General features: G+C 47.1%; 9 protein-coding genes. All 9 read right to left on the reverse strand.

All coding sequences use genetic code 11. The features are described from left to right. Nucleotides 1-132: 132 nt before the first annotated feature. The gene (gene lonB, locus L3V45_RS13205) at nucleotides 133-1,791 is read right to left on the reverse strand and encodes an ATP-dependent protease LonB (RefSeq protein WP_003152622.1); all 1,659 of its coding nucleotides are present in this window, start codon (nucleotides 1,789-1,791) and stop codon (nucleotides 133-135) included. A gap of 149 nt (nucleotides 1,792-1,940) precedes the next feature. Continuing rightward, the gene (gene clpX, locus L3V45_RS13210; RefSeq protein ID WP_003152620.1) at nucleotides 1,941-3,203 is read right to left on the reverse strand and encodes an ATP-dependent protease ATP-binding subunit ClpX; all 1,263 of its coding nucleotides are present in this window, start codon (nucleotides 3,201-3,203) and stop codon (nucleotides 1,941-1,943) included. A gap of 271 nt (nucleotides 3,204-3,474) precedes the next feature. Then, on the reverse strand, nucleotides 3,475-4,749 hold the full coding sequence (tig, locus tag L3V45_RS13215) for a trigger factor (protein ID WP_003152618.1): 1,275 nt from the start codon (nucleotides 4,747-4,749) through the stop codon (nucleotides 3,475-3,477). Between the two features lie 216 nt (nucleotides 4,750-4,965). Beyond that, nucleotides 4,966-5,970, reverse strand: coding sequence for a DNA damage checkpoint antagonist DdcA (gene ddcA / locus L3V45_RS13220; RefSeq protein WP_025853137.1), 1,005 nt, complete (start codon nucleotides 5,968-5,970; stop codon nucleotides 4,966-4,968). A 118-nt stretch (nucleotides 5,971-6,088) separates the two neighbouring features. Then, the gene (leuD, locus tag L3V45_RS13225) at nucleotides 6,089-6,688 is read right to left on the reverse strand and encodes a 3-isopropylmalate dehydratase small subunit (RefSeq protein WP_007408146.1); all 600 of its coding nucleotides are present in this window, start codon (nucleotides 6,686-6,688) and stop codon (nucleotides 6,089-6,091) included. A 15-nt stretch (nucleotides 6,689-6,703) separates the two neighbouring features. Then, a complete protein-coding gene (gene leuC, locus L3V45_RS13230; protein WP_014305523.1) occupies nucleotides 6,704-8,122 on the reverse strand; it encodes a 3-isopropylmalate dehydratase large subunit in 1,419 nt (472 codons plus the stop codon). Nucleotides 8,123-8,172: 50 nt separating this feature from the next. Continuing rightward, complete coding sequence (gene leuB / locus L3V45_RS13235) at nucleotides 8,173-9,270, reverse strand: 3-isopropylmalate dehydrogenase (RefSeq protein WP_024085663.1); 1,098 nt, start codon at nucleotides 9,268-9,270, stop codon at nucleotides 8,173-8,175. Between the two features lie 20 nt (nucleotides 9,271-9,290). Continuing rightward, a complete protein-coding gene (locus L3V45_RS13240) occupies nucleotides 9,291-10,847 on the reverse strand; it encodes a 2-isopropylmalate synthase (protein ID WP_052586402.1) in 1,557 nt (518 codons plus the stop codon). Continuing rightward, entirely contained in the window at nucleotides 10,834-11,862 is a 1,029-nt protein-coding gene (gene ilvC, locus L3V45_RS13245) for a ketol-acid reductoisomerase (RefSeq protein WP_003152600.1), read from the reverse strand. The genes L3V45_RS13240 and ilvC overlap by 14 nt, the downstream gene beginning before the upstream one ends. Between the last annotated feature and the right edge of the window lie 13 nt (nucleotides 11,863-11,875).

Below are 11,875 nucleotides of genomic sequence, written 5' to 3' on the forward strand. Positions count from 1 at the left end.
CGGGATCGGGCTTTAATCGGCTTATCCGCCTGCCCTGTATATAAAACAGTCTCTTCGTAGTATACCCTTTCTTTCTGTTCTGAAAAAGGAAAAGATGTCCTCCATAAAAAAACCCCATTATAAAAATGGGGTTTATACGGATTCTTTATTCATTTGGATATCAAACGGTTTTTGTTCTGAAGGAGGGTCAACCAATATGACGTCAAGCACTTCCTGGAACGTTTTTACCGCTTTAATGGTGATTCCGTCTATTCGTTTCAGAATGGACTGCTGATTTTCATATGGGATAATGACCGTTTTTGCTCCGGCCTGTTTTGCGGCTTTAATTTTCGGAATGACGCCGCCGATCGGTTTGACAAGCCCCGTCAGGCTGATTTCTCCCGTCATCGCCACCGTATGGTCGATCGGGATGCGGTGAATCGCGGAAAAAATCCCCGCGGCCATCGCGATACCTGCTGAAGGTCCGTCAATCGGGCCTCCGCCCGGAAAATTGACGTGAATGTCATAGTCTGAAGGTTTGATGCCCATTGTGCGGAGAACCGTCAGCACATTTTCCACAGATCCCTTCGCCATGCTTTTGCGGCGGATCGACTTCGATTGGCTGCCGATGCTTTCTTCCTCTGCAATTCCCGTGATATTCAGGCTTCCTTTGTCCTGCGCAGGTGTGACATTCACTTCGATTTCCAGCAATGCGCCGCTGTTCGGCCCGTAGACGGCAAGTCCGTTCACGATGCCGACTTGCGGTTCATCGGCGATTTTCTGCTCATTTTTAGGTGTGAGCTGACTGGAATGAACAACCCATTCTATATCTTCAGTCGTGATTTCTTTTCTGTCCTCAGTCACCGCCATGCCGGCAGCGATCTGGATCATATTGACGGCTTCACGTCCGTTTCTCGTATATGCGGTCAGCACGCTGAGAGCTTCGTCAGAAATCTCTTTCTGAATTTTGTCGGCTGCTTTTTTCGCAACGATTTTAAGTTCATCCTTTTCCAGCTCGCGGAAAAATACTTCAAGACAGCGCGAACGGATGGCCGGAGGAATTTCAGTCGGCATTCTCGTTGTCGCTCCGATCAAACGGAAATCCGCCGGAAGCCCATTTTGAAAAATATCATGGATGTGATTCGGTATTTGCGTATTTTCTTCACTGTAATACGCACTGTCTAAAAATACTTTTCGGTCTTCAAGCACCTTCAGCATTTTATTCATCTGAATCGGGTGAAGCTCGCCGATTTCATCAATAAACAATACCCCGCCGTGAGCATGGGTCACAGCCCCCTGTTTCGGCTGCGGAATGCCTGCTTGGCCCATCGCACCCGCTCCCTGATAAATCGGATCATGCACTGAACCGATAAGCGGATCGGCAATCCCCCGTTCATCAAATCGCGCGGTCGTCGCATCAAGTTCAACAAAAACAGCCTGCTTTTGAAACGGTGACTGTTTATGCTTTTTCGCTTCTTCCAATACCAACCGCGCCGCAGCCGTTTTACCGACTCCCGGAGGACCGTAAATAATGACGTGCTGCGGGTTCGGTCCGCAAAGCGCTGCTTTTAACGCTTTAATTCCGTCTTCCTGGCCGACAATGTCCTGAAAGCTTTTCGGCCGCACCTTTTCTGATAAAGGTTCTGATAAACTGATGGCGCGCATTTTGCGCAGCTGTTCCATTTCCTTTTTTGATTCTTTATCTATCGTCACTTTTTGTGTTCGCTGGTTTTTGAGCAGATTCCAAAAATATAGTCCGATGACTATCCCGAAAAACAGCTGTACAAATAATGCGATCCCTGTCCAACTCATGCTGGTCCCTCCTGAAAAAACGATTTATGTATCCAATTCATTCCTCTGTCCGCTAGTATCTCCCAGCAAAGCCCGGAATAAACATTTTCAGAAGGGTCAGGACAAGAAAAAAACCTCCTGATTAATTCGGGTCAGGAGGTTTTGTCGTGTTATGCTGATGTTTTATCTTGGCCGACAACAGTGCCGTCTTTTAATACAAGACGCGGCGCTTCACCGTCTGCGACTGTCGCTCCGGTAATGACACATTTTTCAATATCATCGCGGGACGGCAGATCAAACATGACGTCAAGCATGATGCCTTCAATGATAGAACGCAGGCCGCGTGCGCCTGTTTTACGCTCGATCGCTTTTTTCGCAATTTCAGATAATGCCTCGCCTTCAAATTCAAGCTCGACATCATCAAGTTCTAACATTTTCTTGTATTGTTTGACGAGTGCGTTTTTCGGTTTAGTCAGAATTTCAACCAGTGCCGTTTCGTCAAGCTGCTCAAGGCTTGCAATGACAGGAAGACGGCCGATGAATTCAGGAATCAGACCGAAACGGAGCAGGTCTTCCGGAAGAACTTTAGAAAGCAGTTCTTCTTTTTCCAGGTCTGCCGCTTTATTATCAGAGCCGAAGCCGATGACTTTTTGTCCGAGACGGCGTTTGATGATTTGTTCGATGCCATCAAATGCACCGCCGCAAATGAACAGAATGTTCGTCGTATCGATCTGGATGAATTCCTGATGAGGATGTTTGCGTCCTCCTTGAGGCGGCACGCTTGCAACCGTTCCTTCAAGAATTTTCAGCAGCGCCTGCTGAACGCCTTCGCCTGATACATCGCGTGTAATGGACGGGTTTTCAGATTTTCGCGCTACTTTATCGATTTCATCGATATAGATAATGCCTTTTTCTGCTTTTTCCACATCATAGTCTGCTGCCTGAATCAGCTTGAGGAGGATGTTTTCTACGTCCTCACCGACATATCCGGCTTCAGTCAGAGATGTAGCGTCCGCGATCGCAAACGGAACGTTCAGAATACGCGCAAGCGTCTGGGCAAGAAGTGTTTTCCCGCTTCCAGTCGGTCCGATTAAAGAAATATTACTTTTAGAAAGCTCAACATCATCCACTTTACTGTTGGAATTGATGCGTTTGTAATGGTTGTATACCGCAACCGCAAGTGATTTCTTCGCCTGATCCTGTCCGATGACATATTCATTCAGAATCTCACGGATTTCCTGCGGCTTCGGAACGTCTTTAAATTCGACTTCTTCTTCCGTACCAAGCTCTTCCTCTACGATTTCTGTACAGAGCTCAATACATTCGTCGCATATATATACACCCGGTCCTGCAACCAGCTTACGAACCTGATCTTGCGTTTTTCCGCAGAACGAGCATTTCAATTGTCCTTTTTCCTCGTTGAATTTAAACATTCTTTCACCCCTTAATCTTGTCTCACTTTTTCTTTTACCTGAAGGGCAAAAGAAAACGGTTCTTGCTACGATCGAGTATGTATTGCATTTTACCATACTTTCCAGTAAGACGGTAACAATGTGTTTCGCACTTGCACATTCTATATGTATGACGAAAAACAGCCCGGCAATGACTATCTTGCCCCAAGAAAAAGAGTTATATCATAATTGTACAAAACAAGGCACGAATTAATCGCGCCCTGTTTTATTATGTCTATTATTATGAACCATATTAACGGTTTTCTACAAGAAAATCAATTGCTTTTCGAACTTTTAAATCTTCTTTCATCGCGTCAGTTGAACCGATTGCCTGCTTGATGTTTTCAACCGGCATGTTGTAAGCTTCAGCCATTTTAGTCAGCTCTGCTTCAACTTCTTCGTCCGTTACTTCAAGGTTTTCTGCTTGAGCGATCGCTTCAAGAGTCAGGTTTGATTTTACGCGTTTTGCGGCATCTTCTTTCATTTGCTCTTTTAACGCGTTTTCGTCTTGGCCTGAGAATTGAGTGTAAAGCTCAAGGTTCATGCCTTGCATTTGCAGACGCTGTTCGAATTCTTTCAGCATGCGGTCAAGCTCAGTGTCGATCATCGCTTGAGGAACATCAGCTTCAGCGTTTTCAGATGCTTTCAGAACAAGCTCTTCACGCAATTTAGCGTCAGCTTCGTTTTCTTTTGCTTCTTCAAGGCGTTTTTTTGTTTTCTCGGTTAATTCAGCAAGCGTTTCAACTTCTTCGTCAATGTCTTTTGCGAATTCGTCGTTAAGCTCAGGAAGCTCTTTCGCTTTGATTTCATGAATTTTCACTTTGAAAACAGCTGGTTTTCCGGCAAGCTCTTCAGCGTGGTACTCTTCAGGGAATGTTACTTCAACATCCTTTTCAGCGCCTGCTTCAAGGCCTGTTAACTGCTCTTCGAAGCCCGGGATGAATGAACCTGATCCTACTTCAAGTGAGTAGTTCTCAGCTTTTCCGCCTTCAAACGCTTCGCCGTCAACGAAACCTTCGAAGTCAAGAACGACTGTATCGCCGTTTTCAACAGCGCCTTCTTCTTTCACGACAAGCTCAGCCTGACGCTCTTGAAGCGCTTTAAGTTCGTTTTGTACATCTTCGTCAGTAACGGCAGTGTCATCTTTTTCGATTCCTAAGCCTTTGTAATCGCCAAGTTTCACTTCCGGTTTTACAGTCACTTTTGCAGTGAAAATTAAGCTTTCGCCTTTTTCGATTTTTTCAACATCGATTTCAGGGCGGTCTACAGGCTCAATGCCGGCTTCTTCAACCGCTTTAGGGTATTCTACAGGAAGTAAAATATCTAAAGCATCCTGGTAAAGAGCTTCAACGCCGAAACGCTGTTCGAATAAACCGCGGGGAACTTTCCCTTTGCGGAATCCAGGAATAGAAACCTGTTTTACTACTTTTTTAAATGCATCATCAAGAGCTGTTTTGAACGTATCCGCATCAACTTCAACCGTTAATACGCCTTCGTTGCCTTCTTGTTTTTCCCATTTTACAGACATGTGTTTCCCTCCAAAAATCTATTCAGGTTGTGTCGGTCTTCCATTCTAAAGCAATCCGCGGCTTTGTCAAAGAAAAAACCGCTTTGAATCAGAATCATTATGTAATGAACTGGCAGCCTGTCCAACCGTAATTCTCATTTCAGTTAAACCGCTATACATAAATACAACCACTATATTATAACATAACGCCTACCGCTTTCAACTATATGGTGTGATTTACAAATAAGAAATTTCTTCAATATCCTTAATCATCGTGCAGGCTTCTTCGAGTTCGCGGCTGTCAAACTCGTACATCATATGAAGTTCCTCCGGCTCAATGTCAATGCCGTGCATCTCGTAACCGACCTTATGAAGCGCCGCCGCCCATAAATCCGCGTTCAAAAACTTCGGCATAAAAGGGTGCAGGACGTACAGATGTCTTCTCCACAGCTCCTCGACGGCAGCATATAATGTAGGGTTTTCATTGCCCAGCGTTTCATCAAGCACCCGGAGAACGCGATGCAAAATCGGAGCCGCATCAGGCTGGACCGTTTCACTCGGTATCGCGGTCATTGAATCGCCGAATTTTGTAATATGGACCGGTTTACTGTAGTCGTGCTCGGCCATCAGCGTCAAAATCATTGTCTTAATAAGAGGATGCGCGCCCGGATCTTGAAGAATCGTTTTTAAGAGACCCGTGTATTTTGCAATATTGCGGTCTTTAAGAGAATGAATCAGATTCATTTGTTCAGCGGGGCTGTTCAGCACTTTTTCCGTATCAAGAATGTCCTCGTATTCCTCCTCCCACGCCTCCTCCTGCTGATCGGGATCGGTCATTTTGCGGCTGAATTCGAGCAGCCGGTAGAATTGCTCCGCACTTTCTGCGGGCAGCTGGTTTTCTTCCAGCACAGCTTCAATTGTGCTTTTGACTTCTTCATATTGTTTCAGCTGAATTAAAATGGTCATGTACACCTGCAATACGGTGAAATAATGGCCGTACCCTTCATTCAGCATTTTCTCGCAAACTTGTTTTGCTTCTTCCAATTCCCCGAGTTCCAGAAAACAAATCGCCATGCCTAAATGTACGTCGGACTCGGTATCGCCGTGGCTTACCGCCTCTGAAAACAGTTCGAGGGCCTCCTCATACTGTTTATCCTTCATGGCGGCCATCCCTTTATCAACCAAGCGTTCTTTCAGACGGGGGAAAGGAATGATATCAGCTTTTTTCTTGTCATGCGTCATACTTTATTTCCTTTCAGGCGCTTATTTTGTTCAAGTGTATCAACACGCGTCATGAAACACAAGAAAGGATGATGCACACGGTAAAAAAAGCCGCCGGACAGATGCCGGGCGGCTTTTTTCAGGCTTGAAGCCATGAACTTCTTTTCGATTCAAACTGCTGAATGTCGTCCTCCAGCAGAAGCGTTAATGAAATTTCATCATAACCGTTAATCAGCATTTCCTTCCAGTGCGGATCGACTTCAAATGAAATCTCTTTTCCTTCACTGTCGTGAATGAGCTGGTTTTCCAAATCAACCGTCATATTTAGAGACTGATTTTCATATTGACCGGCGAGTTTTTTCCACTGATCATACGGCATACGGATGGGAAGCATACCGTTTTTAAAACAGTTCTGATGAAAAATATCGGCAAATGACGGAGCAATGATGATTTTGAAGCCGTAATCATCCAGCGCCCAAGGAGCGTGCTCACGGGATGATCCGCAGCCGAAATTCTCTCCGGCAATTAATATGGACGCGCCTTCATAGACTTTGCGGTTTAATTCAAATTCAGGATCAGGCTCACCGTTCTCAAGGTATCTCCAATCAAAAAACGCGAATCTGCCGTATCCGGTTCTTTCAATTCTTTTCAAAAACTGTTTCGGAATAATCTGGTCCGTATCGACGTTGATCCGGTTTAAGACGGCCGCTTTTCCCGTATGCGTTTTTAAAGGTTCCATCTTTTCGCGCACTCCTTACACAACTGTTTTTTCTTGATAAAACTTTCTTACATCGACGAAATGCCCGTGAATGGCCGCCATTGCCGCCATCGCCGGACTGACAAGGTGTGTTCTCGCGCCTTTTCCCTGTCTGCCTTCGAAGTTGCGGTTGGAAGTGGAAGCGCATCGTTCCCCTTCAGGCACGACATCATTGTTCATACTGAGGCACATGCTGCAGCCTGATTCCCTCCATTCAAAGCCGGCCTCGAGAAACACGCGGTGCAGCCCTTCTTCCTCGGCCTGCTGTTTCACGCTTTGAGAACCCGGCACCACAATGGCTCTGACGCTGTCGGCGACTTTTCGGCCTTTGATCATATCCGCAGCCTGGCGAAGATCGGTCATCCGTGAATTTGTACAGGAGCCGATAAACACATGCTCGACTTTAATATCTTCAATTTTTTGATTCGGCGCGATCCCCATGTATTCGTAAGCGCGGATGGCTTCTTTTTTACCGTCTTCAGAATCAATCGTTTCCGGCGCAGGTATTTGGGCATCGACCGGAAGAACCATGCCGGGATTGACACCCCATGTTACCATTGGAGAAATCTCGCTGCCGTCTAACACGATGGAATGATCGTATACGGCGCCCGGATCGGTTTTTAACGCTTTCCATTCTGCGGCGGCTTTTTCAAATTCCTCGCTTTTTGGCGCGTATTTACGGTTTTTACAGTATTCAATCGTCGTGTCATCAGGAGCGATCAGTCCCGCACGGGCTCCCGCTTCTATTGACATATTGCAGACAGTCATGCGTTCGTCCATAGACATGTTTCTGAATACTTCCCCGGTGTATTCAATGACATATCCGGTACCGAATTTCACCCCGTATTTTCCGATGACCGACAAGATGACATCCTTCGCTGTCACTCCTTTTTGGAGCGTTCCGTCAACGCGGATTTCAAGCGTTTTCGGCCGCTGCTGCCATAATGTCTGTGTGGAAAGAACATGTTCCACCTCACTTGTGCCGATACCGAAGGCAAGCGCTCCGAACGCGCCGTGAGTCGATGTATGGCTGTCTCCGCAAACGATCGTTTTTCCCGGAAGTGTCAGACCAAGCTCAGGCCCGACCACGTGAACGATTCCCTGGTCTGCGCTGTGAAGATCCGCAAGACGGACGCCGAACTCCTCGCAATTCCGTTCAAGCGCGGTTACTTGGCGCTTTGCGACTTCATCTTTAATGTCAAAACGGTTGACGGTCGGAATATTGTGGTCCATCGTCGCGAATGTGTTCTGCGGCCGTCTGACCTTTCTTCCCTTCTGCCTTAACCCTTCAAACGCCTGAGGAGACGTCACCTCATGAATGAGGTGCAGATCAATATAGAGAAGGTCGGGTTTTCCTTCACCGCTTTTTACAACATGCCGATCCCAAATCTTTTCGATGATTGTTCGAGGCATCATCTTTGTTTCCTCCCTCTACCTATTGAACTAAGACCGCTTTCTTTAAAGCGTCATACTATAGATTTTGTATTCGAGCCGGCTAATGCGGCTTTTACTTTTTCAGTAATGTCATGCGTTCCGGCATATTGGCCGTCCCGGGCGATATCACGTGTACGGCTGCCGTCTGCAAGCACCTTTGCGACCGCCTTTTCCACCGCCTGCGCTTCGTTTTCAAGTCCGAAAGATGTTCTCAAAAGCATCGCCGCTGATAAAATCGCCGCAAACGGATTGGCCATCCCTTTACCGGCGATGTCAGGCGCAGATCCATGCACGGGTTCAAACAAGTGAAGACCTGAACTTGATAAACTGGCTGACGGCAGCATGCCGAGCGAGCCTGTCAGCATGGAGGCTTCATCGCTTAAAATATCGCCGAACATATTTTCAGTTACGATGACGTCAAACTGGCTCGGAGCGTAGATGAGCTGCATCGCGGCATTATCGACAAGCATATGTTCAAGCGTCACATCAGGAAATTCTTTTGCGATTTCATCTGCCGTTTCACGCCACAGTCTGCTTGAAGAAAGCACATTCGCCTTATCAACGGACGTCACTTTTCCTTTTCTGCCGGCAGCCATCTTAAAGGCTTCTCTGACAACGCGTGCGATTTCTTCTTTCTTATAAAAAAGGGTATCGACCGCTTCCTTTTCTCCCGCTTCATTGACATACTGTCTGCTCGGTTCTCCGAAGTAGAGGCCGCCCGTCAGTTCCCTGACGATTACAAAGTCGACGCCGCTGATATATTCTTTTTTCAGCGGAGACGCCTCAGACAGGCTTTCAAATACGGTCACAGGACGCAGATTGGCAAACAGGCCGAGCTTTTTTCTGATGCCGAGCAGGCCTTTTTCCGGTCTGAGCTCCGGAGGGTTTTGGTCCCATTTCGGCCCGCCGACTGCCCCGAGCAGGATGGCGTCGGATCTTTCACAAAGAGCCACCGTCTCCTCAGGAAGGGGGTTTTGATGGGCGTCAATCGCCGCTCCCCCGATCAGCCCGTTTTCAAATTCAAATTCATGTCCGAATTGTTCGGCAACTCTTTTCAATACATCTGCCGCTGATTCCGCCACTTCCGGTCCGATTCCGTCACCTGGAAGCAAAGCAATGCGTTTTTTCAAATCAAACGTTCTCCTTTCTATTACGAGCCGACCGCAGTCCGTCTCTTTAATCCGTCTATATTGCAATCCAGCACCAACTGCCGGTTCACGGCGTTCAGATAAGCTTTTGCAGAAGCTTCCAGAACATCCTGCGCGATTCCCCGTCCTGATGTTTCTTTTCCGTTCACGGTCACTCTGACATAAACTTGAGCCAGCGCGTCTTCGCCTTTCCGGTTGGATTGGATGCGGTAGTCTGTCAGTTCAATATTTTTATCGATGCAGCGCCCGAGCGTATTATAAACGGCTTCTACGCTGCCCGCCCCCGTTGCCGCCTCTTGAATCAGCTGTTCGTTTTCCTGATTTTTCAAAGAGACTGTTGCAGTCGGCACCTGAGACGTTCCGTAATGCACTTGCAGAGACAGAAATTCATAGCCGATTTTTTTGTCCGTCACTTTTTCTTCTAAAATAAGAGAAATCAAGTCATCATCGGTGATTTCTTTTTTCTTTTCGGTCAGTTCTTTAAACATCGTAAAAAATTTATTGATTTCCTCACTATCAAACTGGAATCCAAGCGCATTCAGGCGGTCTTTGAACGCATGGCGTCCGGAATGCTTTCCGAGTACGAGCGCATCAGCAGTCACGCCGACAAGTTCCGGTGAAATGATTTCATATGTTGATTTTTCTTTCAGGAAACCGTCTTGGTGAATGCCGGATTCATGTGCGAAAGCGTTATCTCCGACGATTGCTTTATTGCGGGGAACGGCCATGCCCGTCAGTTTGCTGACAAGATCACTCGTCCGCTTCAATTCATGAAGATTGAGAGATGAATCAGCTTGATGCGCGTCATTTCTGACATGAAGCGCAACGGCGATTTCCTCTAGCGCGGCGTTCCCGGCTCTTTCTCCTATGCCGTTAATGGCGCATTCAATTTGATCAGCGCCGTTCTCAATTGCCGAAAGTGAGTTGGCAACCGCCATTCCGAGATCATCGTGGCAATGGGCAGAGAGCTTTACCCGGCTGATATTCGGAACGTGTTCCTTCATATATTTAAAGATGTTTCCGTATTCAGCAGGCGTCAGGTAACCTACAGTGTCCGGCAGGTTGATGACGCTCGCGCCGGCATCAATCACTTTTTCTACGATTTCAGCCAGAAACGGAAGTTCGGTGCGGCATGCGTCTTCTGCCGACCATTGAACGATCGGAAAGCGTTCTTTTGCATACTTCACCATTTCAACCGCTTTTTCCTTAACCTCTTCCCGCGTCATTTTCAGCTTATGCTTCAGATGAATGTCAGAGGTGGCGATAAAGATGTGAATGCGCGGGCTGACCCCGTCTTTCAGCGCTTCCCAGGCTGCGTCAATGTCACCTTTGACAGATCGGGCAAGCCCTGTTACCGAACAATTTTTAATCGTTCTTGCGATTTCCTGCACGGCTAAAAAATCACCTCGGGATGAAGCGGGAAATCCCGCTTCAATAATGTCCACCCCGAGTCTTTCAAGCTGCTTGGCTATCGCCAGTTTCTCCCGGGAATTGAGGTTGACCCCGGGAGATTGTTCACCGTCACGAAGGGTCGTGTCGAAAACATTAATTTTGCGCAACGGAGACCACCGCTTCCTTCTTTTTGCCTTGTTTGACAAACGGCATCATTTCACGAAGCTGTCTGCCGACCTTTTCAATCTGATGCTCGTTTTCGCTTGCATTGATCGCATTGAAACGAGGACGGTTCACTTGGTTTTCCACGATCCATTCTTTTGCGAATGTACCGTTTTGAATATCCGTTAATACTTGTTTCATCGATTCTTTTACCTTCGCATCGACTACGCGCGGTCCTGATACAAAGTCTCCCCATTGAGCCGTATCGGAGATAGAGTATCTCATGCCCGCCAATCCTTCTTCATACATCAAGTCTACGATCAGCTTCAGTTCGTGCAGACACTCGAAGTATGCGAGTTCAGGCTGGTAGCCGGCTTCTGTCAGCGTTTCAAAACCCGCTTTGACAAGCGCCGTTAAACCTCCGCACAGAACAGCCTGCTCACCGAACAAATCCGTTTCCGTTTCTTCCTTAAATGTTGTTTCAAGAACCCCCGCACGCGCTCCGCCGATTCCTTTTGCATAAGCAAGAGCCGTATCTTTCGCTTCGCCTGATACATCCTGGTAGATGGCAAACAATGCCGGTACGCCCGCGCCTTGTTCATATGTTCTTCTGACAAGGTGTCCAGGTCCTTTAGGGGCGACAAGGAATACATCCACATCAGCAGGAGGCACGATCTGATGGAAATGGACGTTAAATCCGTGTGCGAATACCAATGACTTGCCCGCCGTCAATTCATCTTTGATTTCAGCTTCATATACTTTTTGCTGCTGCTCATCCGGAAGAAGAACCATAATGATATCAGCCTGGGCAGCCGCTTCTCTTACCGAAAAGACTTTATGACCGTCTTCTTGGGCCTGTGTAAATGATTTGCCTTGTCTGACGCCGACAATGACATCAATTCCGCTTTCTTTTAAGTTCAGCGCGTGTGCATGACCTTGTGAACCGTAACCGATAATCGCTACTTTTTTACCTGCCAATACGTTCTCTTTGATATCACCGTTATAATATACTTTTACCATTTTAATCTCTCCC

Origin of the sequence: Bacillus sp. R45 (assembly GCF_021729365.1) — a bacterium.
GTDB lineage: Bacteria > Bacillota > Bacilli > Bacillales > Bacillaceae > Bacillus > Bacillus velezensis.

Bases quoted from the DNA above. Each gene is read 5' to 3' on its own strand.
- ilvC (WP_003152600.1), bottom strand. From the start codon at position 11,862: ATGGTAAAAGTATATTATAACGGTGATATCAAAGAGAACGTATTGGCA.
- leuD (WP_007408146.1), bottom strand. From the start codon at position 6,688: ATGGAACCTTTAAAAACGCATACGGGAAAAGCGGCCGTCTTAAACCGG.
- ddcA (WP_025853137.1), bottom strand. From the start codon at position 5,970: ATGACGCATGACAAGAAAAAAGCTGATATCATTCCTTTCCCCCGTCTG.
- lonB (WP_003152622.1), bottom strand. From the start codon at position 1,791: ATGAGTTGGACAGGGATCGCATTATTTGTACAGCTGTTTTTCGGGATA.
- tig (WP_003152618.1), bottom strand. From the start codon at position 4,749: ATGTCTGTAAAATGGGAAAAACAAGAAGGCAACGAAGGCGTATTAACG.
- leuC (WP_014305523.1), bottom strand. From the start codon at position 8,122: ATGATGCCTCGAACAATCATCGAAAAGATTTGGGATCGGCATGTTGTA.
- clpX (WP_003152620.1), bottom strand. From the start codon at position 3,203: ATGTTTAAATTCAACGAGGAAAAAGGACAATTGAAATGCTCGTTCTGC.